Genomic DNA, 22280 nt, shown 5'->3' with positions numbered 1-22280 from the left:
AATTCATAACAAACTTCTTAAATCCCGAAACATCGAACCGGCCTAAAGAGAAACGGGACAGATAAAAACCGAAGGCAAAAAGTCCCCTTGAGGCCGGGCCGACGTTTCGGGATTTAGGCGTAAGTATTAGATAATCCCGAAACCGTCACTTGCCCGGAAATAAATACTTCGTTACAATGACGAAAAAGGCCGTTACGTTAACCGTCGTGGAGCCAATCAGAGCGATGGTCACGGCCTGCGGAATATCCAGATAATGCAGTCCTTCGGCAATGATAATGCCCAGAATCACGACCAGCCAGAAAACCACCATCCAGAAAATCCATTGGGCGAATTTCTTCCGCTCCTGAATATCCTGCGCCAGCCCGGCCAGCCGCGTCCGGCGTTCTTCCTTGTCGTACTGCTCAAATTCGTTTTGGGAAAGCCCGCTGTTGAGCGGATTAGTCGACGACGATTCGATCAGCTTCCGAAAATTTTCTTTCGCTTTTTCACTGCCTTCATTCTCCGACATCGCGTCTGATAATTTCGGTGAAATAGTCCTTAATCAACTCATTATCGATGGGCTCCTGCTCAATTGTGCCGTCTCCGTTGCGACTAACCGACTGATACCAGGGCGAGCCCTCGACGTGCGTCCAGTTGGAAAGCTGAATGGCATTGTAATCTTTGGCAATATCCCAGGCAAAATTGATGGAATCCTGCGCCTGCCGGTCGAGTTCTTCGTCCCAGTCGTTGGTCGGAATCGGCGTCGTAATCGGGTTATTCCCAAACCGTTTGAAGCGGGTATACACGTCGGGAATAACGGGCCCATACGACCACGCCTGTACTTGTTCGGCAATCAGCGGTTTTTCATGCCGGGCCAAATGCAACCCGTGCGCCATGTAAATGAGCTTTTGGAGCTTCATCGGCGTCAAGGGCCGGCCTTCAGCGATGCCCTTGTTTATAAACTGTCTGGCAATTAGCAATGCCGGGTACATACGGTTACTATCTATTGTTTACTTATCAGGTTGCCGCCGGTGATTCCGTCTGCGAAACAATCCTCATCTCCTGAAAATCAATAAGTAAAGATACAACGAACCGCGTTAATTTCCACCCTTTGGCGGGTCGAATCAGTGCGGTTCGGGGTGTTCCAGAATCAATCGTCCGGCCATCTGCCGACCGCCCTTCATCTGCCGGGTCAGCGTATACGCCCGGCTCAGATAGGCCACAATATCGGTGCCATCGTCGCTCGGAAAATTGCCCCGCGAGCTGTGGAGCGCATTCACAAACAAAACCGCCATCACGTCATCGGGAAACTTCATCCAGATGGTACGAATCCCCTGGTACTGAGCCAATTTCAGAAACCACCAGCCGTCGTGGTAGGTGATGGGTCCCGTTGAGGTGGTACCGGCAAAATTGCCCAGCCGGTTCGTAAACAGCGTATCTTTCCAGGCCGTTGTCAACACGCTTTGATCGGTAGTAGACAAGACCGTTGCGAACAATTTCCCGGCTTCCGAAGGAGTCAAATGCCAGCCATAAGCGCCGACGGTGTTGGTGAAATTACCCGGATTCCAGCCGGTTATTCCGCTGGCGGGATACGAATAGGCGTAGGTTGGATTACTCGTGGGCTGGTTGGCGACAACATTGGTAAGTCCCGCTTTTTCAAATACGTTCTTCTGAACGTATTCGATAAACCGCTGTTGCGTTTGCTGGTCGTCGGTAGTATCGTTTCCGGTAAATTGATAGCCTAAAATAGCCGGGATTAGAACCCGGAACAAACCAAAATTAGCGTTCTGGTAACAGTAATTTCCCCGGTTCGTCGTTCTGACACCTTTCTCGATGAGCTGCTTGAAACCCGGATAGATATTTTCCGAAAAAGCCCCGTTGACACACGTATTGCCTAAACCGATGATACCGCTCCGGTGTGTCATCAAATCCCGGAACGTAATCTGGCCGATATTTTCGCCCTTTATCCAGGAAGGCGGCAGATAGGGCGCGATTCGGTCGGTGGTTTTTAGGCCTTTTTCGGCGGCCAGATGCAGAAATGCCATCGTGGCAATGGTTTTGCTCATACTGGCGATGTGCATTTTGGTATCCAGCGTAAAGGCCTTCTCCCCTTCCGGCTCGGTCGCCCGGGATTTCAGACCGCCACTTCCCGACGCCCGCACGACCCCTTTTTCCAAAATCACAAAACCGTAGCCGATCGATTTGGCTTTCAGCGAATCATTGAGTGCTTTCCCGAACGAATCAAACCAGGTTAGTTGCTGACCGGGCGTCACGTCGTCATCGCCTTTTCGACAGCTATTGAGATTCAATCCCAGCAGCAGGAGCAACCCAATACCCGTAACCCGATGAGTCGTTTTGAGTATCATAGCAGAGGATTGGTCGTAAAAACGGGGTTAAATGGTGCGGTCGACCCAAATCAATCAACGAAAAATACTGATTTATCGGGTAACGTCCACCAAATGCTCCCTGTGATTTTGCACCGCGACTTAATTTTCAAAACCGGGTTTCGTACTATCTTTGCAAATTCTTCAGATATACCCTATCTCTTATGTTCCTCGCCGTCGATGCAGGCAATTCAGATACCGTCTTTGGTTTATACGATCAGCAGCAGTGGCGACACGTCTGGCGGACGCGTTCGCTGGTTGAAGAACCTATGGCTTTTCACCTGACCGACCGGCTGGTTGGCGATACGGATGCCATTCCGACCGAACGCGATCGCTACGAAAGGCTGCTGCGGTTGTGGTTTCTGGAAGCCAATATTCCGCTGAGTGCCATCGATTCGGTTGTCATCAGCAGTGTGGTACCGGAACTTACACCAACGCTGAAGACCACGCTCACCCGGCTTTTTGGTCAGGAGCCGGTTGTGGTTGGCCCGGCTATCTACCACGCGCTGCCGCTCCAGATTCTGCGGCCCTACGCCATCGGAACCGATCTGGTTGCCAACGCCATGGCCGCGCATTTACGGTATAAACAAAACTGTGTGGTGGTCGATTTTGGAACGGCGCTGACCTTCACCACCGTCTCTGCCGAAGGAAAGATGCTCGGTATTGCCATCGCGCCGGGGCTGAAAACCGCCGTGCGCTCGTTGTTTTCTACCACGGCCCAATTGCCCGAAGTTCCGCTGGTGATGCCCGATTCGGCACTGGGAACCAGCACCGCCCACGCGATTCAGGCGGGTGTTGTCCTGGGCTATGAAGGGCTGGTTCGGTCGCTCATCAACCGCATTCGGGCGGAACTGAACGGGGATTGCCTGGCCATCGCAACGGGCGGTATGGCAACTGCGATCCCGACATTAAGCACTGACTTTCTGGAGATTATTCCTAACTTAACTCTCGACGGTATTCGGGAAATCGGCCTCCGCACCCAGGGACCGGCGGGCGCCCCCGTTTAGTCCGTGGGTACATTCTTATCCGGATTCGGGCTTTTTTTTCGTTTTTTCAATGCTTCATTGAGGACATACTCAATCTGCCCGTTCACGCTCCGAAACTCTTCCTGCGCCCAGCGTTCGAGTTCCTTCAGCGTATCGGGATTGATCCGTAAAACAAATGCTTTTTTCTCCGCAGCCATTTTTTTAGTTAAGAGTTAAGAGTTAAAAGTGAAGAGTTTACTGCCGCGCGCTGCTGGACGCCGCCTAAAAACCCTTACCTCTTACCTCTTAACTCTTCATTCTTAACTTTTAATTATAAAGGGTTCCGGCGTTGACGACGGGGCTGACGGATTTCTCCCCGCAGAGAACGACCAGTAAGTTGCTGACCATCGCGGCTTTGCGTTCTTCGTCCAGATGCACCACGCCTTTTTCGGCCAGCCGGGCCAGCGCCATTTCAACCATCCCGACGGCCCCTTCCACAATCTGCTTCCGGGCCGATACCACCGCCGTGGCCTGCTGGCGTTGCAGCATTGCTCCGGCAATTTCGGGGGCATAGGCCAGGTGGCTGATCCGGGCTTCGAGCACATCGACCCCGGCGCGTTCGAGCCGCTCGTTCAGTTCCTGCTCCAGCAAGACGTTGATCTGGCCGGTGCTGTCGCGGAGCGTAACCGTAGCCTCACCGTCTTCCATGCTGTCGTACGCACAGGTACTGGCCAGATGCCGCACGGCGGCTTCCGACTGAATCTGGACAAACATATGGTAATCATCGACTTCAAACAAGGCCTTGGCACTATCGGCCACTTGCCAGACCACAACGGCCGCAATTTCGATGGGATTTCCCATTTTGTCGTTCACCTTCAGCGTTTGGCCGTTCAGGTTGCGGGCGCGCAGGCTGATTTTTTTCCGGCCGTAAAATGGAATTACCCACCAGAGACCGGTTTGGCGCATCGTGCCCATGTAGTCGCCGAAGAATGTGGTGACAACGCCCTCCTTCGGATTGATCACGACCAGACCGCTCAGGATAAAAATGGCAGCGAAGAAGCAGATTCCGCTAAGAAAAATTACACCAGAAATAAGGCTATAGGCTGAGATTCCCAGCAGAACAAGGGCTATGGGCAACAGAATGTAGCCGGAAGTGGAGGTAAGGTTCTTTTCATTCATGGCTTTTATGATATTATTTTGATAGCACAATAGTAGCAAATATTTTGAATAAATGCTTCTATTTTTTGGATGAACGGCCGGAGATTGATGGGAACGCGGATTGGACAGATTAAACGGATTCAAACGGATTTTTTATGAATCTGTGTAATCCGTTTAATCCGCTGAATCCGCGTTCCTATCAAGCGATTTGAACTGATTTTGGAAGACTTTCCGTCGAAATTCCGGTTTTTTACCAAAATTGAGAAGCAGACCTACTTCCATCCGGGTAGCTTTCAGATAATTCAGCAATTGACACTCATGCTCTACGGCTAATCCTTCAGCGGCTTTCAGCTCAAGGATAACGGTGTTATTCACCACGATATCAGCAAAGTAGGAACCCACTTCGATCTTCTGGTAGTAAACTTTGATCAATTGCTGGCTGACACAATCCAGTTTTTGCCGCCTTAATTCAATCAATAGGGCATTCTCGTAAACTTTTTCTAAAAAGCCGTAGCCGAGTGTATTGTACACGTTAAAATAGGCTTTCAGAATGGCGTCGGTTAGATTTTGGTGAAGCAGCATGGTGGATGGGAACACGGATTTAACCGATTAGACGGATTTTCACAGATAAAGTAATCCGTTTCAATCGGCTCCATCCGTTGAATCCGCGTTCCCATCCACCATTTCACGGATAAAGTAATCCGTTCGAATCCGTTCAATCCGCTGAATCCGTGTTCCAATCCCCTATATTTGCAAATCTTTTTTTACTTCAAGATGATACTGAGCGAACAGGAGATAACCCGGCGCAACAAGCGCGAGGAACTGATGCGGATGGGCATTGACCCGTATCCCGCCGAATTATTCGAAGTCAACGTTACGGCGGCCGACATTCATAAAAATTACGAACGGAACAAAACCGACTATAAAAGCATCGCCATCGCCGGCCGGTTGATGGGATTCCGCATCATGGGTTCCGCTTCGTTTGCGGAATTGCAGGACGCCACGGGCCGGATTCAGTTGTATTTCCGGCGCGACGACCTGTGCCCCGACGAAGACAAGACGCTCTACAACACGGTTTTCAAGAAATTGCTGGATATTGGCGACATCATCGGCGTCAAGGGTTACGTGTTTACGACCCAAACCGGCGAAATCTCCATTCACGTTACCGAGTTCAAACTGCTGACCAAATCGCTGCGGCCGTTGCCGGTGGTGAAGGAAGTCGTTGACGAACAGGGCAATAAACAAACCTACGATGCTTTTTCGGACCCCGAACAACGCTATCGCCAGCGGTATGTCGATTTGATCGTCAATCCGGACGTTCGAAATACCTTCGTTCAGCGGACCAAACTGGTCAACTCGATCCGGACGTTTCTGAGCAACCACGGGTATCTGGAAGTCGAAACGCCGATTCTGCAACCCATTCACGGGGGCGCGGCCGCCCGGCCTTTCCGCACGCACCACAATACGCTCGACATGACGCTCTACCTGCGGATTGCCAACGAGCTATATCTGAAGCGGTTAATCGTCGGTGGTTACGATGGCGTGTTCGAATTTGCCAAAGATTTTCGCAACGAAGGCATGAGCCGGTTTCACAATCCGGAGTTCACGCAGGTCGAATTGTATGTCGCCTATAAGGATTACAACTGGATGATGGATCTGATCGAGGAAATGGTCGAGAAGATTGCGATGGACCTGCACGGAACGACGGAACTGCCGGTGGGCGATAAAATCATCAATTTTCAGCGCCCCTGGAAACGCCTGACCATGTTCGAAGCCATTCAGGAATATACGGGCGTCGATGTATCGGCGATGGGCGAAGACGAACTGCGGGCGGTGGCCGAAAGCCGGGGCATCAAAACCGACAGTTCAATGGGAAAATCCAAACTCATCGACGAACTGTTTGGCGAAGCGGTGGAAGCCAATCTGATTCAGCCGACGTTCATTACGGATTATCCGGTCGAGATGTCGCCGTTGACCAAGAAACACCGGAGCAAACCGGGGCTGGTCGAGCGGTTTGAGGCCATTTGCAACGGGAAAGAAATTGCGAACGCGTATTCGGAGCTGAACGATCCGCTCGACCAGCGCGCCCGGTTTGAGGAACAACTCGAACTGGCCAAACGCGGTGATGAGGAAGCGATGGCGATGGACGAAGATTTTCTGCGGGCCCTCGAATACGGGATGCCACCCACGGCGGGCGTCGGCCTGGGCATCGACCGGCTGGCGATGATCATGACCAACCAGCCGTCGATTCAGGATGTGCTGTTTTTCCCGCAAATGCGTCCCGAGAAGAAAATAGAACTGTCGACCGATGCCGACTACGAGCAATTGGGCATTCCGGCGGGCTGGATTCCGGCCTTGCAGAAGATGGGTTTTCAGCACGTCAGCCAGTTGAACGGTGCAAATGCCAACAAGATTTTCAACGATCTGGGCGGGATGCGGAAGAAACTGAAACTGGACGTGACGATGCCGACGCTGGACCAGGTAAAAAGCTGGACGGGTCAATGATCAAAACCGCCCATGATTGATTACGCCACCGTTAAACAAACGCTTTTTGACCGTTGCCGCCAATACGTCGCCCAGCGCATCGAAACGGCCAAAACCGCCATGGAAGCCGCCCAGTCGGCGGCCAACGAGGAATCGAAAAGCAGCGCGGGCGACAAGTACGAAACCGGTCGGGCGATGGCGCAGATCGAGCGCGACCGCCACGCCCAGCAACTGGCTGAAGCCCGCAGGCTGGAGCAGGAACTGGGGGGAATTGATGCGGGAAAACCGTATTCGATTGTTCAGCCGGGGAGTCTGGTACTCACCAGCCAGGGAAATTATTTCATCGCCATCAGCGCCGGAAAAATTACGGTGGATCAAACCGATTACTTTGCGATTTCGGCGGCTTCGCCGATTGCCGCCCGGTTAAACCATGTCAAGGCCGATGACGAAGTCGTTTTTAACGGAAAACCGATTCGGATTGTTGAGGTCAGATGAAAGAGAAAAGACGAGAGAGAAAAGACAAGAATTCGACAAGGAGTCTTTACTCTCTTGTCTATACTCTTATTTCTAGCTTCTCACTTCTCTTAAAACAACAAAAACCCCGGTCATACGACCGGGGTTTTTATGTTTGCGAAGGAGTGGTTTTTCAATAGGCTCCTTCCAGTTTTTTAACCTTTACGGCATTAAGGCCTTTTTTCCCTTCGATTACTTCGAAAGAGACCCGGTCTGTTTCCCGAATAGTTGTACCATTCAGGCCAGTAATGTGCACGAAAATGTCACGGTTCGTATCATCTTCGACGATGAACCCGTAGCCTTTGCTCTCGTTGAAAAATTTGACAACACCTGTTTGCATAAAACTTAAAAAATTAAAAATAAAACATTACTGACTGGAGTATTCTTAACAAAAGTCTTCAAACAGGTTCCAGGTTAACACACGAAAGTGGCGATACGGATGGAACAGACCGTCTATGCATTGACTTTGTTGAATAGCAAAAATATCGTAACTTTTTTAAGACAACGCCTTAGTAAACACAAAGTAACAAAAATTGTTACGAATTTTTAAACAATTCTCTTCGATTTTAATTGTCCTATTTGAAGATTTAATAAAATATAAAGACTTTGCCACTAAATAAATAGCTGAAACAAATCGTTGCCGAAATTGTTGATTCAGTTCGTCCAATGTATATTTGGTAAACGATCAGAGCCGTTGTCCGGGGAAAAGAAGGTAAGCTGTTCTTCCGGCGGCTTTATACTGATTATCAGGAGTGTTACTGCTATGAATAAACTCAGGTATTTCGTCGAAAGCCAGGCATTTGGCGTTTGCACAAAATTAGGCGAGATGATGAATATCTCGGCCAGTAGCATTCGTCTGTATTTTATTTATACATCGTGCCTCACCCTGGGCTCGCCAGTGGTGCTGTATCTGATCATGGCTTTTTGGATGGAGATGAACAAACACCTCCGCCGTCATAATAATCCTACTATTTGGGAATTATAGGAATTGCACCTCCTACTGGCTGTTTTTTTCGGTCAGAAGCTCCCTAAACGTCTTTTTTCCTTTCACAAAGTACTGCCAGACGATGCTGTGCGGATGAATTTCCCGGTGGGTGATGCGGTTATTTCGCAGGTCAGCCAGCGCATTCCGCTGCTTACGCAGGTAGGGCAGCCAACTGTAAAAAGCAAAGTGAGCTTTTAAAATCGCCAGCGTATCCTGCCAGTGGCCGGTTAGTAGCAGCCGGACACCTGACAGCCCATCCAAAACCAGCCGGATCAGAATGTTGAGGACTACGTGACCCGTCGGCAAATTCTTGTAAAGCATTGCCAAACTATTGCGATAATTCAGAAACGTTTTGTGCGGATTGGATTTGTGAAGGGTGCCGCCCCCGACGTGGTAAATCGTTGATTCGGGACAATACCAGATTTGATAACCGGCATTTTTGGCCCGCCAACACCAGTCGACTTCTTCCATGTGGGCAAAAAACCGGGGGTCAAAGCCGTCTAACCGGCGAAAAACGTCGGAGCGCACCAACATGCACGCACCCGTTGCCCAGAAGATCTGGCGCGCATCATCGTACTGGTGCTGGTCTTCTTCAATCGTATCGAACAGACGACCCCGGCAAAAAGGATAGCCCAGATAATCGATATAACCGCCGGCTGCTCCCGCATATTCAAACAGGGCGGGATTCTGAAAGGCCCGGATTTTGGGTTGGCAGGCGGCCACAAGCGGGTTGGCTTCCATCCTGCGCAGCAGGGGCGACAACCAGCCGTCGCTTACTTCGACGTCGGAATTCAGCAGAAGAAAATAGGTGGCCTCAATTTGTTTTAAAGCCGCATTGTAACCGCCCGCATACCCGAAATTGACCGGCAGACGGATCAGCCGCACCGACGCAAATTTCGACTGTAAGAAGGCCAGCGAGCCGTCCGTCGAATTGTTGTCGGCAACATAAACCGGACACCCTTCCGAATGCGCCAGTACGGAAGGTAAAAACTGTTCCAGAAATGATTTCCCGTTGTAATTCAGAATCACGATAGCAACCTGATCCATGCCTTACGACATCAGGTTGCCCAGGTCAAAACCGGGAATATTAGGCAACAGTCCTTCGGTGGCTTTCTGAAGGTGGTCCTTAATTTTAGGTTCTACATTTTCGAGTGCCTTGTTGGTGGCCGCAACCACCAGATCCTGAAGCATCTCGCGATCATCCGGCCGAATAAGATCCGGATCGATCGTCAGCCGAACCACTTGTTTAAGGCCATTGACGGTTACACGAACCATACCGGCACCCGATTCTCCCGATTCGGTAATGGTATTCAGGCTGGCCTGAGCGTCTTTCAGACGGGCCTGAAACTCCTTCACCTTGCCGAACATATCCATCATGTTGAACATACCATTCGAAAAATAAATAAGACAAAAGACAAGAAAATTACCAGCAACACCCTGAAATTGGTTGAGCAAAGGTAGCAATGAAAAGCAGACCTCGCCGATTTTGGCCGTTGTCTTTTCCCGATGTTCATCTACCGAAGCAGTAACACCTTACCCAGCTTTTCTGTTTTGACGCCGTTCGGGTCCACAGCGGTGATGCGATAAGCGTACGTTCCGGCCGGAGCGGGTTGACCACCGATTCGCCCATCCCACCCTTCGCGACTTTCTGTGTGAAACACGACTTCGCCCCAGCGGTTATAAATCGTCATTTGAATGGACTGAAAATAGGTACTGCCTTTTACTTCCAGTACATTATTGTCCTGGTCGCCGTTGGGCGTAAACGCGTCCGGCATAAAGATGCGGGGTGCCTGGACGAACGTATAGAAATTGGAGTAACTGATGGCCCCGGATTTCGAAACCGCCTTGACCCGAAACCGGAACTGCTGGTTGTCGGCTTCCGTTGCGGGGCGGTAGGAGGTCTGCATTCCTACGGCTACTTCTTCCCAAACCACGCCACTGGCATCGATTTTTTCGATCACGTAATGATCAATCGCTTCATCCGCAAAAGGAGAATCGGATGTCCAGTCGATGGTAGAAGCGGAATTGGACGCCAGGAAAACCGTACAAACCATTTTAGAAGGCTCGGACGATACCCCGCAGGCGTTTTGATACACCACCTGATAGCAATACGACTGCTTCTGGGGCTGCACACCGCCATCCTGGTGAATATTCCGATCCACCTCTTCGCCGGTTTGTTCGAAGGCCCCTGCCGGTTCATCCCGGCGAAAAACAATCATTTTATAGGTCGGGTTTTGCGAAGTCGGAACGGGCGGCAAGCCCCGCAAATCGACCCGGTTGTCACCATTGACCGAAACCTGCACCGTGGAAAAAGCCGGTGGCACCGATGACGAAAGAACCCGTACGCACTTTTTATCCGACACGATTTCCGTTGCGCCGGCCAAAGCCGTTACCTGATAGCAATAGTCCTGATTGCAATTGAGTCCTTCCGTATCGTTCACTGATTTATCACCGATGCGGGTGAACGTACGGAAGGCGGCATCATTTTTTGTAACGGTATATTTCTGAAAATTGGCCGGACTACCGGGTGCCGTCCAGACCACTTCGTTCTGCTGGTCTTTCGCTGCCACGTCCAGCCCAATGCTGCAAACCACATCCGACTCCAGTTTTTGTCCGCAAGCATCTATAGAAACCGCTTTAAAACAGGTCGGATGCGAGGTGATATCATTGATTACCAGCGACCCATCGCCAACGCGCGAAACCGGCGTGGGGCTGAAGGTGCCGGATGCTCCCTGCTGATAGAGAGTTACCTGCTGCTTGGCGCCAGCCTTTACCTGCAGGGTAATGGTGGAGCCTGTCGTTGCCAAACGACTGATAATCGGTTTTACAAATTCAGTGTTCAACAAGGGCTTGACCTGCTGAAAAGAACCGCCCCCGCAATTCAGGCCACGGTAATTACCGCTGACCCTGATGGTGTAATCGGCATTGTTTCTATACGTATGCGTTATTCCGGCCAGCGCGGTTTTAGGCACGGTTTGGATGGCACTTCCATCTTTCCAGTCGACCAAAAACTCATCATACTGACTGGCAACGGCATCATTGACAATATCCACAATAACCTTCAGATCGACGCAACTGTAGGCCCGAAAATTAGGCGGTGTGGCATCGAGCACTTCAACCTCCTGACAGGCAACTGAACCCGTACTTCCTTTGCTCCCTACCTGCAAAATTTTATACTTTCCCGGTTTTGAAAAGGTGTGTGCAGTTTCTAAAACGCTGGAATTAGTGGCTACTGGATTACCACCTTTGTAATCGTAAACGTATCGAAATATATTATCGGGGCTATTTGTGGTATTTTTTACCGTAATGGTCAATGGAGCACACCCTTTTGTTGATGATACAGTAAAGCCTCCTTCTTCGGAAAGTTCAGGCCGCTTTACACACCAATCTTCCGTAACAGTTGTTTGAGCAAACGCGTTTAAATTCAGCGCAAAACACATCCCGATCAGGAAAACCCGGACCTGCTGCCGGACAAAATGTACTAAACCGGCTAACCACTTCCTGACTACGCTCACGAGGGTAAAGTTTTTTCGTAACTACAAGTGTTATTTTTGATAAAAACGTGCAAAACACAAATTTAGCGTATCGAACGTATCTTTACGGAACAATGTTCATACAGACGTGAGAGAAAAGACAAGAGCGGAAAGACGGAAAGCTGCGGTAAACCGCTGGCTGGCGGTCTTGTATGCCTATCGTTTTGTCTTTTCTTTCCTGTCTTTACTATAAATTATGATGAGCAATAATAATACCAATCCCGGTATTCCCCTGGATCGGATCGAAGACGCACTTCAGGATATTCGCGACGGAAAAATCATTCTCGTTGTCGATGACGAAGACCGGGAAAACGAGGGCGATATGATCTGCGCTGCGGAAAAAATCACGCCCGAAATGGTCAATTTCATGATTCGGGAAGGCCGGGGCCTGATGTGCGCTCCGCTGACCGAAGCCCGCTGTCAGGAACTGGGCCTGGAAATGATGGTCGGCAACAACACGTCGGTTCACACCACGCCTTTTACCGTTTCCGTCGATTTGCTGGGCAATGGCTGCACAACGGGCATATCGGCCAGCGACCGCGCCAAAACCATCCGCGCCCTGGTCGATCCGGCCACCACACCCGAAGACCTGGGCCGTCCGGGGCATATTTTCCCTTTGCGGGCCGTCGATGGCGGGGTCATCCGCCGGGCCGGGCATACCGAAGCGGCCGTTGATTTTGCACAATTGGCGGGTTTACAACCGGCGGGCGTACTGATTGAAGTTCTGAACGAAGATGGGACCATGGCCCGGTTGCCCCAGTTGCGGGAAATTGCCGACAAATTCGGAATGAAACTGGTCAGTATTCAGGATTTGATTGAATACCGGTTGCGGCAGGAAAGTCTGATCAAACGCGAAATTGGCGTTAACATGCCCACCAGCTACGGAGATTTTGAATTAATTGCCTATAAACAAATCAATACCGACGACACTCACCTGGCACTGATCAAAGGAACCTGGGAGAAAAATGAGCCGGTTTTGGTCCGGGTTCACTCCTCGTGTGTAACGGGCGATATTTTCGGTTCGTGCCGTTGCGACTGCGGAGAGCAACTGCATGCGGCCATGAAAATGGTTGAACAGGAAGGCAAAGGCATCGTGCTTTACATGTTTCAGGAAGGCCGGGGCATTGGGTTGATGAACAAACTAAAGGCGTATAAATTACAGGAAATGGGCCGCGATACCGTTGAAGCGAACCTCGAACTCGGTTTGCCGATGGATGCGCGCGATTACGGCGTTGGTGCCCAAATTCTGCGCGACCTGGGCGTTACTAAACTCCGGCTGATTTCCAACAATCCTAAAAAACGGGCGGGGCTGATGGGCTACGGCCTGGAAATTGTCGAAACCGTTCCCATCGATATTCAGCCCAACCCGCATAATGAAGTCTATTTGCGGACCAAGCGGGACAAAATGGGGCACGAACTGAAGCATTTTACCGATCAGGTCGGTTAACCAAGCAAAGCCGTTTACGCTGGCCCGTCAGATTTGACGGGCTTTTTTTTTGGCCTTTTTTTTCAGCCACGCAACCCTTTTTTCGCAACCTCCGTACTGGCAACGAATCGATTCGACAGGTACCTCTTTAATTCTAATCTTTTTATCTCGTTTGCCATGAAACCAAGATGGATTGCGACCCCTGTGGTTGCCCTGTTGTTTATTGTCGGTTGTTTAACCTCCTGTGACAAAGATACGGATGACGCAACACCTGCGGCACCCGATCCGGCCATCAATTTGACCAGCACTTCACTGGGAAATGTGATGACGGACGAAACGGGCCGGACGCTTTACTTTTTTTCGAACGATTACGATAGCACCGGCGCATCGACCTGCACCGGCGGCTGTTTGACGACCTGGCCCGTATTTTACCGCGCAACCCCCAAACTGGGAACCGGCCTGACCGCAACCGATTTCGGAACAATTACGCGGGCCGATGGGTCGAAGCAAACGACCTACAAAAGCTGGCCGTTGTATTATTATAAGGATGACGCCAAATCCGGCGATGTGAAAGGTGAAAACGTGGGCAATGTCTGGTTTGTGGCCAAACCGAACTATTCCATCATGATGGCGAACGCGCAGCTGATTGGGCATAACGGCAAAAGCTATACGTCTGATTATAAGGAAGGAACCGGAAAAACCATCTATTTCACCGATGCCATGGGCCGCACGTTGTACGGTTTCAAAAACGATAAAAACAATAAGAACAATTACACAAAGTCCGACTTTAGCAACAATGCGGTATGGCCTTTGTACGAAGAAACGCTGAAGGAAGTGCCCTCCACGATCGATAAAACACTTTTTGGCTCGATTACGGTATTCGGCCGCCAGCAATTGACCTTTAAAGGCTGGCCCTTATACTATTTTCAGCAGGACAACGGAAAACGCGGTTTGAATAAAGGCATTAGTTTTCCGCAACCCGCCGTATGGCCGATTGTGAACAAAGATACGCCGGTGGCACCAGCTCCCTGATCTGTTTTCGGTATTCAGTGAGCCAGTTCCCAAGTTTTTGTATCTTGTCCTACCAATCTATAGTTTATAAAACAGGAACTGCTCACTGAATACCGAAAAATAGGCTTTTGTCTGATTGACGCAACCCTGTGGTGCCAACCACCGTATTGACGATTGAAACCCGACGTATGACCGTTCCCTTCCCAGATATCGCCGGATTATTAAAGGAATGCCAAAATGGCAATCGCAGAAGCCAGGAGCAGCTTTATAAGCAGTTCTATGGGTATGCGATGGGAATTTGCTTGCGTTATTCGTATAATCGGGACGAAGCGGTGGAAATTTTGAACGATGGCTTTATGAAAGTATTTACCCGATCGGATCAATACCGGGCCGAGGTACCTTTCAAGATGTGGCTCCGTCGAATCATGATCAATACCGCACTCGATTACTACCGGCAGAATCTGAAACACCGGTATCACGAGGACATTGACCAGGCCGGCCAACTACCGGACGTTGAAGCCAATGCCCTCGACCAGCTGAGCCATGAGGAACTGATGGAAGTCGTTCAACTATTGACGCCCGCCTACCGAATGGTATTTAATTTATACGCAATCGATGGGTATACCCACGAAGAGATTGCCGGCCAATTGAGTATATCGGTCGGTACATCCAAGTCAAATCTGGCTCGTGCCCGTGAACAATTGAAACAATTATTAAACCGTAGATGCCATGGCGAGTTTGCAAGAACTTCCCGATGACGAACTGGACAAGCTCTTCCGGTCGTCTGCCGAGGAGTTTGAGCCGCCTTATCATTCTGATGACTGGAATAGCCTGCGTCACCGTCTTGACGAAAACGACCGGTCGCAGTTTCTTTATCGGTTTATCTATTGGGGCTTGCCGCTTTTATTGCTCCTGCTGACTACGATTTCCATCGTGGTGCAGCCGGATGATGCCCATCCAACGGCAAAAAAAGTACCCTCGAATCTGGAAGCGGTTTCGGCCATGAAAACACCGGAAAAAGCCGCTCCACGAGGTACTGGCGGGTCAACGACGGTTTCGGTGGCACCGCAGTCCGACCGTTCCGACGCGTCGCCCGCCGAAACCGGCCAGCCCGCGGAGCCAACGACCAACGGAGTGGCTTCGGAAGCGACTGGTACAAACCGCACACCTGGAAAAACGGCGGAAAAACCGGCTATAGTTCGATCGGAGCCAACGTCTGAAGGAAGGGCCGAGGCAACAACGCTTTCAGCAAAACCGGCAGAGGTCCGTACAACCCGGACCAACTCATCAACAAACTCAACCAGTAAAGTCGGTTTAATTTCCAAAAACCGGCTGGCGAAAACGGCGGAACATGCCGAAAATAAACGGTCGGCCCGAACGGGTTCGGTGCTTTCTAAAAAAAGCCGCACGGTTTCAGCGACTCCCAACGATCGAAGCGGGAAGCCGGGCCGTCGCAGTCTGGTCGTAACGCCCCGGTATGCCGGGGTTGATAGCCAGACGAAAAACCGCCTGACAAGACGCCGGTCCGGCCTGGAGGACCCGACCGCTACGGAAAGTGGGGAACCGCCAATCCATTCGGTGGGCGAAAAAACCGTTTTGGAAACACCAGCCCCGGAAGCCGCTCCATTCGATCTGACGGGTAATCTGGACTACATTACGGCCCGTGTTCCTAAAAAACCGGTTTTGCCAACCCTGCCGGAACTGGATCTGGAGCCGATGCGCCCGCCGGTTGGGCCGAAAATCGTGGCGCCGTCGATTCCGGTTATTGGCTTTCCGGCTTTATCGGTGCGCTTCGTTGCCGCTCCTGATCTGAACTTTGTGGGAAGCAGCCCTAAAGCAGCCAAGGATTTTGCAGCAGGTATATTGGTCGAATACCGGTTTTTACGGCGCCTTACACTGCAAAGTGGGGTTATACGATCCGTCAAAAAATACACGGCTCCGGCATCTGAGTATACCATTCCTGATTCTGTGGCAAAACATTGGTATGGCCCCCATTACGAAAGCGTCGGAGCAGTTTGTACGGTCCTCGACATTCCGCTTAATCTGCGCTACGATGTATTTCTGAACGACCGCCGACGGTGGTTTATCAATGCCGGAGTATCATCGTACATTATGCAGAAAGAAACGTATGTGTACAATTACGCACCCGGCAGCAAGCCGTATCCTCAGCCAAAGTACCAAGGATGGGATGGCAATACTGGTTTGCATCCGTGGAGTCATTTTAATTTTTCGTTGGGCTACGAACGCAATTTCCGTTCCGACGGCCCGTTGCGCCGGTTTTCCTGGCAAGTGGAACCGTTCCTGAAAAACGCCAGAAGGTCCACGCTGGGGTATGGTAAAATCCGGCTGACGAGTGCCGGCGTATTTTTCTCGTTGCGCTACCGGCTTTGATCAACACTTTCTGGTGTACAAAAACCGTTAGCGAAATAGTGTAGATACATTAATTAACAACTTACTCATTTAGTATATGGAGACCAACCAACAAGAACCGATCAAACGAAGTGAGTTCCTTCGGAGCCTGGGATTGAGCAGTGCGGCATTGATGGCATTTTACTGTATGGGAACACTGACTTCCTGTTCAAAAGGTTCTGATGATCCGGACCCCGCCCCAACGCCTACCGGCAAAGTTGATTTTACGATTGACATCAACAGCAGTGCGTATGCCGATTTGAAAGATGCAGCGAAAAAGTTTGTCTATAAGGATGATGTTCTGATTGCCCAAGTCAAAAATGGCGAGTACGTTGCCCTGGCGAAAATCTGTACGCACGAAGGAAACCTGGTTACGTATCGTCCTGCCGTCGACAATTTCTACTGCCCGAACCACGGCTCTGTTTATGACCTCACCGGCAAGGTTACGGTTCCGGTTGCAGCGAATCAAGCCAACTTAAAAAAGTATAGTACGACTCTAAACGGTACCAGTCTGCGTGTATTTGAAGCCTAAGCTATGAAGCATCTGTTAATGGTTTGCCTGCTTACCTCCTGTTTACCCCTCTGGGCCCAGGATTCGACCCGTGTAAAAGCCGTTACGCCGGCCGATACCAGCATCAAAGCGCCATCCGACGCCAATGATCTGCTGGCGGAGTTGAGCGACAGTACAGCGGATGCTCAGGAATTGTTACCCAGGAAGATGGTTTTCACGCAACGGGCATTTTGGGGGCCGAAGGGTTTACTTCGGCTCACCCACATCGCTCCGCTGACGCCCCAGGGCCGTGAAAAAGAGTTGAAAATCCGCCGGACGTTTCTGGTGAGTCATCAGGTAATGGGCTTCGTAACACTGGCCGGATTCATTGCCCAGGGCATTCTGGGAGGGAAGTTGTATAAAGCAAAAGGCGCCGATTATTTACGCATCCATGATCAGCACGAGAACATGGCCACGCTGATCAACTTCTCGTATGGCACAACGGCGTTGCTGTCACTGACCTCACCACCCGGCCTGCCCACGACTAGCCGAAAACGAGGCTTCAGTTCCATTAAACTGCACCGCGCGCTGGCCGTTGTTCACCTGACCGGAATGGTGGCCACCAACATTCTGGCTCACCAGATAGACAAGCATCCCAATTTGAAGCCTTACCACCGGGCATCCGCCTACACCACCTTTGGAGCGTATGCGGCCGCTATCATCGCGATAAAACTCAAGTAAGTTCACTCATTTCACACCTGCTTTCTGTATGACTGCTTTTTCATATCAAAAGCTGACGGCTTGTCTATTGCTCGTCGGCACGGGATTGGTATCGTTTCACCAACCGGCTTATCGACCGGAACCCGTCAAACGGAAGTTGATGGCCGACCGGACCAAATCGACGATTACGTACGCCATGACGCATCCCATGCACAGTTTTGAAGGCGTCAGCCGCGATGTGGCGTGTGTCATTGTGATCGACGATGCCAACAGGATCGAGAGCGTAGCTGCGGCCACCAAAGTGTCGAGCTTCGACAGCGATAACACCAATCGCGATTCGCACGCCCTGGAAAAAATGGAAGCGTTAAAATACCCTAAAGTAACCTTCACCAGCAACGATATTCAGCAGCAGGGAACGAATCTGACGGTCAAGGGCAATCTTACCTTCCACGGCGTGACCAAACCCGTCGTTATTCAGGGTACCCGCCAGGATGATAATTCGCAGGTGACTGTTAAAGGTGATTTTGATATCAATTTATCGGATTACAAAGTAGAAAAACCTTCCCTGATGATGGTTCCGGTCGATGAAAAGGTAAAATTGAAAGTTCTGCTGGTATTTAAGAATACCGATTCGTGAAAAACCGGTGCGTAATGACGCGGAGTCAGGAGTTATCTGCGTCATTACGCATCGAAATCAGGGTTACAGCGTTCGGCATACCTGATCTTCCCATACACTTTCCGTTTCTCCCCGCTTCCTTTCAACCCGCTACGGCCCTTCCAAAAGGGAAATGGAACAGCAGGGCCCTACCGGGCCAGTTCCGGTTAGCTCACAGACCGTGGTGAAAGAGTAAAAACAGAAAGACGTACAGCCACAGAATGTCAACAAAGTGCCAGTAAAGGGTAAACAGCTTGATCTTCAAAAGATTGGGCGGATTTACGCTGTATACAAATGCTTCAACGTACGGGATCCGGCGCATCGCTTCCGCAAAGGCAATGGACAGAAAAATCAACCCAACCAGAATGTGTAGCAGATGCAGTCCGGAGAGCAAAAACAGAAAACTGCTGGATGGATTGGTTTGCAGATAAACACCCTTCAACATCAATTCCCGCCAGCCCAGCACTTGCAGGATGACAAAAAGCGTTCCCAAAAACAGGGTTGTACCCAGATAAAGCCGGTATTGGGTAAATCGTTCGTGGCGAAATGCGCCGTTGGCAATGTGTAAAGTCAGGCTGCTGGCAACAATAACGCCCGTGCTGGCCAGAAATACCGTTGGCAACGGAATGTTGCGCCAATCGGAGCCCACTTTCCGGGCGATGTAGGTCACCAGCAAACCCGTAAATGTAAACACACTTCCTGCCATGCACAACCAGAGCATGAAGCGCTTTGGCTCCCGGCGACGCGTCATAAAGTTATTCTTGCGACGGGTTTCCATCGGGCGACACAACCAGCGGTTTTAAGGTTTGTTTGCCAAACGCGAGCCAGCCAGAAATGGTTTGGCGCGTTCAGCAGTTACTGGAAAAATAACACAATTCAGGTCGGATAAAGTCCTTAAATTGGAATTAAAAATGGGTTTCTCAACGGCCATTGGCTCATTCACCTGTTCATAAGATATAGAGCCGCTTATTTCTATAAGCTCCAGATAATCAGCCTTTTTCTAGATAAAACATAAATTTTACAAGTTACTTATATGTAACCGAACACTAATATAAAGTTACTTTAAGTTTTGCGACCCAATTATTGTTCGCTATCTTCCTACAAATTAAGACTCTTCTATTTATTTCTTGCTCTGATCGAGGTGCTCACTGGTATTTACAAAAACATCTTTCTATGCTAAACTCCTTTACTTCACGTACGTGTGCTGTTTTGATACTGTTCCTTTTTCTGTCATGGACAGGCTATGGACAAGTGGGGATCAATATGGAAGACAAGGATTATATCAACTCTATTAGTCCAACCCCAAGTCCCGCTGTATCATTCAAAGCCGCAACCAGTCTTGTTTTCGATAAAGCTGGCAATTTATACGTAGCCTGCCGGTATGGTCTGGTGTACCGAATCAAAAGAGGGGAAACCAAGGCAACCGTTATCCTGGACATTCAGGAAGAAGTGGCGGGCTATGGCGATCATGGTTTGCTGGGATTCACCCTGGATCGCGATTTCTTAGCCAACGGTCGTTTTTATGTGTATTACATCGTAGACATGTACTACTATGAAAACTTCGGAAAACCCGGCTACCAGGCGAATCAGTCGATCGACAACATCGCAACCATCGGGCGGCTTACGCGGTATACCGCCAATCCGAATAATGACTACAAGGCCGATCCGGCTAGCCGGAAAATCCTGATTGGTGAAACCCTCGATAATGCGATCCCAATCGTTACGGCTTCCCACGCCGGGGGCGGGCTCGTAACCGGGGTAGACGGCAGTATTATATTGGGCACGGGTGATGCCTCCAGCTTTGTCGAAGTAGACGTTGGTTGCAATAATACAACGTGGTTTCAACAGGGAATTGATAAAAAAATAATAAAATCGATTCCTGCTGATGGCTACGGTGGCTGTAATACTTACAGTCTGGATCGGATAACCGAAAACATTGGCGCTTATAAGTCCCAGGTTTTATATTCGCTCAATGGCAAAATATTGCGGATTAATCCCGAAAATGGAGAAGGGTATCCTTCAAATCCGTTCTATAAGGGTGCCGGTTCGGACCTGAAATTGCCGCAGAATCGCATTTACGCGCTGGGATTTCGGCAGGCATTCAAGATTTCGGTGCGCCCCAATACCGGCGATGCCAATCCGGCGAATGGAAATCCGGGGGTTCTTTACGTCGGTGATGTTGGTTTTTCTGCCTGGGAAGAGCTCAATGTCGTAACGGCACCCGGGCAAAACTTTGGCTGGCCTTATTACGAAGGCCAGGACAAAGGCCGCGATGGGTATTGGAAAACCCAGATTTATAAACCGGCAAATCCGATCAAACCCAGAATTCAATACCGGGAAAACAAAAATACGCAAATCATTAAGGACGACGCGGTGGTGAGCTCCGACACGCGCCCGCTCGAAGGAAACTGTATTGTTGGCGGAGTGTGGCACGAAGGCGGTGGCAACTATCCAAAAGAATTTCAGGATACCTATTATTTTGCCGATTACGGAACTGGCTGGATTGCCGGAGCCAAATTTGGCCATGACAACAATATGGAAGCCGGGAGCCTTTTCAAAATGACTCCCAAAATAACCGTTACAGAGCTTTCCAATCTGGTTGTGGGCATGGCTTTTAACCCGTACGACCGTAATATCTATTATGTCACACTGGGCGAAAAATCGCTTGTGCGTCAGTTTGCCTTCACCAGCAACCAACCGCCAACCGCCGTTATTACGACGGATAAAGAGTACGGAAATAGTCCGCTGGGCATTAATTTTTCGGCTAAAGATTCATATGACCCTGAAGGGGGACCCTTGACGTATGAATGGACTTTTGGCGATGGAAGTTCGGTTAATCGTACGATGACTCCACCCTTGAAAACCTACACGGCAGTCGGTCAGAAATCCTACAATGTCACCCTGAAGGTTACTGATAATCAGGGAAAAAGCAATACCGCTCAGACCACAATCTCACTTAACAATACTCCGCCAACGGTCCAGACTACATCGGTTGATGGCTATAGTCAGATTTCCCTGCCGCAGACCATCAATCTGGATGCTACGGCATCGGATGTTCAAACGCCATCCGATCAGTTGAAATACAAATGGACGGTTTATCTGTACCACAATGACCACCGGCATACGGTATCCATTTTTAACGGGCGCACCGGTACTGTTACTCTGACGGAGGGCAACTGCGACGGTGAAGCGAGTTACTGGTACGGAATGGTACTGGAGGTTACGGATGGTGGAGGTCTAACCACTACGTACACAAAATACATTTATTTATCCTGTCCGGGCCAACAGCAAACCATAACCTTTGATCCGATTGCGGATAAATCACCAACCGCACCGGCTTTCAGGCCCCCGGTTTCGGCCTCATCAGGTTTGTTTGTTAGTCTATTTTCGGTCGATGGCCCCGCTGTTATTGAAAACGGGCAGATCAGGTTAACCGGCGGGGTGGGGCGGGTGACGATCCGGGCCACCCAGCACGGTAACGGGCAATACCGCTACGCCCAACCCGTCGAACGCTCCTTCAGCGTCACCAACGCCACCCCCCCGCCACCCGATACCCAACCCCCCACCC

The 22280-nt window shown here is 50.3% G+C and carries 23 protein-coding genes; 12 read left to right on the top strand and 11 right to left on the bottom strand.

The genetic code is table 11. From position 1 onward, the window contains the following. Positions 1-145 precede the first annotated feature (145 nt). From EHT87_RS28685 to EHT87_RS28675, 3 genes are all read right to left on the bottom strand, one after another. Positions 146-508, bottom strand: coding sequence for a hypothetical protein (locus EHT87_RS28685; protein ID WP_124910236.1), 363 nt, complete (start codon positions 506-508; stop codon positions 146-148). Next, on the bottom strand, positions 495-971 hold the full coding sequence (locus tag EHT87_RS28680; protein WP_124910235.1) for a Panacea domain-containing protein: 477 nt from the start codon (positions 969-971) through the stop codon (positions 495-497). The genes EHT87_RS28685 and EHT87_RS28680 overlap by 14 nt, the downstream gene beginning before the upstream one ends. Positions 972-1103: 132 nt before the next feature. Then, positions 1104-2345, bottom strand: a complete 1242-nt coding sequence (locus EHT87_RS28675) for a serine hydrolase domain-containing protein (RefSeq protein ID WP_124910234.1) — start codon at positions 2343-2345, stop codon at positions 1104-1106. Positions 2346-2527: 182 nt separating this feature from the next. Here EHT87_RS28675 and EHT87_RS28670 point away from each other — a divergent pair, with 182 nt between their 5' ends. Further along, complete coding sequence (locus EHT87_RS28670) at positions 2528-3370, top strand: type III pantothenate kinase (protein ID WP_124910233.1); 843 nt, start codon at positions 2528-2530, stop codon at positions 3368-3370. On the opposite strand, the gene EHT87_RS28665 is transcribed toward EHT87_RS28670, so the two are convergent. The 3 genes from EHT87_RS28665 to EHT87_RS28655 all read right to left on the bottom strand — a co-directional run bounded on the left by EHT87_RS28665 (position 3367) and on the right by EHT87_RS28655 (position 5068). Continuing rightward, positions 3367-3546 (bottom strand): type II toxin-antitoxin system antitoxin, encoded by a 180-nt coding sequence (locus EHT87_RS28665; RefSeq protein WP_124910232.1) that lies wholly within the window; start codon positions 3544-3546, stop codon positions 3367-3369. The genes EHT87_RS28670 and EHT87_RS28665 overlap by 4 nt on opposite strands. 109 nt (positions 3547-3655) lie before the next feature. Continuing rightward, complete coding sequence (locus EHT87_RS28660; RefSeq protein WP_124910231.1) at positions 3656-4507, bottom strand: SPFH domain-containing protein; 852 nt, start codon at positions 4505-4507, stop codon at positions 3656-3658. Positions 4508-4660: 153 nt separating this feature from the next. Further along, on the bottom strand, positions 4661-5068 hold the full coding sequence (locus EHT87_RS28655; protein WP_124910230.1) for a GxxExxY protein: 408 nt from the start codon (positions 5066-5068) through the stop codon (positions 4661-4663). A gap of 192 nt (positions 5069-5260) precedes the next feature. Here EHT87_RS28655 and lysS point away from each other — a divergent pair, with 192 nt between their 5' ends. Both lysS and EHT87_RS28645 read left to right on the top strand, forming a co-directional pair. Beyond that, entirely contained in the window at positions 5261-6991 is a 1731-nt protein-coding gene (gene lysS, locus EHT87_RS28650; protein WP_124910229.1) for a lysine--tRNA ligase, read from the top strand. A gap of 12 nt (positions 6992-7003) precedes the next feature. Next, a complete protein-coding gene (locus EHT87_RS28645) occupies positions 7004-7465 on the top strand; it encodes a 3-oxoacyl-ACP synthase (RefSeq protein WP_124910228.1) in 462 nt (153 codons plus the stop codon). 151 nt (positions 7466-7616) lie between these two features. Here EHT87_RS28645 and EHT87_RS28640 read toward each other — a convergent pair whose 3' ends face one another. Next, positions 7617-7823, bottom strand: coding sequence for a cold-shock protein (locus EHT87_RS28640; RefSeq protein ID WP_124875441.1), 207 nt, complete (start codon positions 7821-7823; stop codon positions 7617-7619). A gap of 423 nt (positions 7824-8246) precedes the next feature. Here EHT87_RS28640 and EHT87_RS28635 point away from each other — a divergent pair, with 423 nt between their 5' ends. Beyond that, positions 8247-8468, top strand: a complete 222-nt coding sequence (locus EHT87_RS28635) for a PspC domain-containing protein (RefSeq protein ID WP_124910227.1) — start codon at positions 8247-8249, stop codon at positions 8466-8468. A 12-nt stretch (positions 8469-8480) separates the two neighbouring features. Here the strand turns inward: EHT87_RS28635 and EHT87_RS28630 are convergent, their stop codons facing one another. The 3 genes from EHT87_RS28630 to EHT87_RS28620 all read right to left on the bottom strand — a co-directional run bounded on the left by EHT87_RS28630 (position 8481) and on the right by EHT87_RS28620 (position 11635). After that, positions 8481-9515 (bottom strand): glycosyltransferase family 2 protein, encoded by a 1035-nt coding sequence (locus EHT87_RS28630; RefSeq protein ID WP_124910226.1) that lies wholly within the window; start codon positions 9513-9515, stop codon positions 8481-8483. Positions 9516-9518: 3 nt separating this feature from the next. After that, positions 9519-9854: a YbaB/EbfC family nucleoid-associated protein gene (locus tag EHT87_RS28625; protein ID WP_124910225.1), complete on the bottom strand. Its 336-nt coding sequence runs from the start codon at positions 9852-9854 to the stop codon at positions 9519-9521. Between the two features lie 128 nt (positions 9855-9982). Then, positions 9983-11635: a T9SS type B sorting domain-containing protein gene (locus EHT87_RS28620; protein WP_185716377.1), complete on the bottom strand. Its 1653-nt coding sequence runs from the start codon at positions 11633-11635 to the stop codon at positions 9983-9985. 562 nt (positions 11636-12197) lie between these two features. Between EHT87_RS28620 and EHT87_RS28615 the strand changes: the two genes are divergently transcribed. The 7 genes from EHT87_RS28615 (at position 12198) to EHT87_RS28585 (ending at position 18694) form a co-directional block, all read left to right on the top strand. After that, positions 12198-13448, top strand: a complete 1251-nt coding sequence (locus EHT87_RS28615; protein ID WP_374756046.1) for a bifunctional 3,4-dihydroxy-2-butanone-4-phosphate synthase/GTP cyclohydrolase II — start codon at positions 12198-12200, stop codon at positions 13446-13448. 156 nt (positions 13449-13604) lie between these two features. Further along, on the top strand, positions 13605-14459 hold the full coding sequence (locus EHT87_RS28610; RefSeq protein WP_124910223.1) for a hypothetical protein: 855 nt from the start codon (positions 13605-13607) through the stop codon (positions 14457-14459). Positions 14460-14626: 167 nt separating this feature from the next. Further along, entirely contained in the window at positions 14627-15196 is a 570-nt protein-coding gene (locus EHT87_RS28605; protein ID WP_124910222.1) for an RNA polymerase sigma factor, read from the top strand. Continuing rightward, complete coding sequence (locus EHT87_RS28600; protein WP_124910221.1) at positions 15168-16829, top strand: hypothetical protein; 1662 nt, start codon at positions 15168-15170, stop codon at positions 16827-16829. The genes EHT87_RS28605 and EHT87_RS28600 overlap by 29 nt, the downstream gene beginning before the upstream one ends. Before the next feature lie 76 nt (positions 16830-16905). Further along, a complete protein-coding gene (locus EHT87_RS28595; RefSeq protein ID WP_124910220.1) occupies positions 16906-17379 on the top strand; it encodes a QcrA and Rieske domain-containing protein in 474 nt (157 codons plus the stop codon). A 3-nt stretch (positions 17380-17382) separates the two neighbouring features. Next, positions 17383-18078, top strand: coding sequence for a hypothetical protein (locus EHT87_RS28590; protein ID WP_124910219.1), 696 nt, complete (start codon positions 17383-17385; stop codon positions 18076-18078). Positions 18079-18106: 28 nt separating this feature from the next. Beyond that, entirely contained in the window at positions 18107-18694 is a 588-nt protein-coding gene (locus EHT87_RS28585; RefSeq protein WP_124910218.1) for a YceI family protein, read from the top strand. Positions 18695-18884: 190 nt separating this feature from the next. Here EHT87_RS28585 and EHT87_RS28580 read toward each other — a convergent pair whose 3' ends face one another. Then, positions 18885-19490 (bottom strand): cytochrome c oxidase subunit 3, encoded by a 606-nt coding sequence (locus tag EHT87_RS28580; RefSeq protein ID WP_229321439.1) that lies wholly within the window; start codon positions 19488-19490, stop codon positions 18885-18887. A 485-nt stretch (positions 19491-19975) separates the two neighbouring features. Here EHT87_RS28580 and EHT87_RS28575 point away from each other — a divergent pair. Beyond that, the coding region (locus EHT87_RS28575; RefSeq protein WP_221622086.1) for a PQQ-dependent sugar dehydrogenase at positions 19976-22280 on the top strand (2305 nt) is incomplete at its 3' end.

The sequence above is a fragment of the Larkinella knui genome, assembly GCF_003858645.1.
In the GTDB taxonomy this organism is placed as follows: domain Bacteria; phylum Bacteroidota; class Bacteroidia; order Cytophagales; family Spirosomataceae; genus Larkinella; species Larkinella knui.
Note: the sequence above shows the minus strand (reverse complement) of the source record. Positions and strands in the feature narration are given on the sequence as shown.

Coding starts and splice junctions, on each gene's coding strand:
- EHT87_RS28660 (WP_124910231.1), bottom strand. CDS start 4,507: ATGAATGAAAAGAACCTTACCTCCACTTCCGGCTACATTCTGTTGCCC.
- EHT87_RS28630 (WP_124910226.1), bottom strand. CDS start 9,515: ATGGATCAGGTTGCTATCGTGATTCTGAATTACAACGGGAAATCATTT.
- EHT87_RS28640 (WP_124875441.1), bottom strand. CDS start 7,823: ATGCAAACAGGTGTTGTCAAATTTTTCAACGAGAGCAAAGGCTACGGG.
- EHT87_RS28680 (WP_124910235.1), bottom strand. CDS start 971: ATGTACCCGGCATTGCTAATTGCCAGACAGTTTATAAACAAGGGCATC.
- EHT87_RS28610 (WP_124910223.1), top strand. CDS start 13,605: ATGAAACCAAGATGGATTGCGACCCCTGTGGTTGCCCTGTTGTTTATT.
- EHT87_RS28605 (WP_124910222.1), top strand. CDS start 14,627: ATGACCGTTCCCTTCCCAGATATCGCCGGATTATTAAAGGAATGCCAA.
- EHT87_RS28635 (WP_124910227.1), top strand. CDS start 8,247: ATGAATAAACTCAGGTATTTCGTCGAAAGCCAGGCATTTGGCGTTTGC.
- EHT87_RS28595 (WP_124910220.1), top strand. CDS start 16,906: ATGGAGACCAACCAACAAGAACCGATCAAACGAAGTGAGTTCCTTCGG.
- EHT87_RS28665 (WP_124910232.1), bottom strand. CDS start 3,546: ATGGCTGCGGAGAAAAAAGCATTTGTTTTACGGATCAATCCCGATACG.
- EHT87_RS28580 (WP_229321439.1), bottom strand. CDS start 19,490: ATGGAAACCCGTCGCAAGAATAACTTTATGACGCGTCGCCGGGAGCCA.
- EHT87_RS28615 (WP_374756046.1), top strand. CDS start 12,198: ATGATGAGCAATAATAATACCAATCCCGGTATTCCCCTGGATCGGATC.
- EHT87_RS28675 (WP_124910234.1), bottom strand. CDS start 2,345: ATGATACTCAAAACGACTCATCGGGTTACGGGTATTGGGTTGCTCCTG.
- EHT87_RS28590 (WP_124910219.1), top strand. CDS start 17,383: ATGAAGCATCTGTTAATGGTTTGCCTGCTTACCTCCTGTTTACCCCTC.
- EHT87_RS28655 (WP_124910230.1), bottom strand. CDS start 5,068: ATGCTGCTTCACCAAAATCTAACCGACGCCATTCTGAAAGCCTATTTT.
- EHT87_RS28645 (WP_124910228.1), top strand. CDS start 7,004: ATGATTGATTACGCCACCGTTAAACAAACGCTTTTTGACCGTTGCCGC.
- lysS (WP_124910229.1), top strand. CDS start 5,261: ATGATACTGAGCGAACAGGAGATAACCCGGCGCAACAAGCGCGAGGAA.
- EHT87_RS28625 (WP_124910225.1), bottom strand. CDS start 9,854: ATGTTCAACATGATGGATATGTTCGGCAAGGTGAAGGAGTTTCAGGCC.
- EHT87_RS28585 (WP_124910218.1), top strand. CDS start 18,107: ATGACTGCTTTTTCATATCAAAAGCTGACGGCTTGTCTATTGCTCGTC.
- EHT87_RS28600 (WP_124910221.1), top strand. CDS start 15,168: ATGGCGAGTTTGCAAGAACTTCCCGATGACGAACTGGACAAGCTCTTC.
- EHT87_RS28685 (WP_124910236.1), bottom strand. CDS start 508: ATGTCGGAGAATGAAGGCAGTGAAAAAGCGAAAGAAAATTTTCGGAAG.
- EHT87_RS28670 (WP_124910233.1), top strand. CDS start 2,528: ATGTTCCTCGCCGTCGATGCAGGCAATTCAGATACCGTCTTTGGTTTA.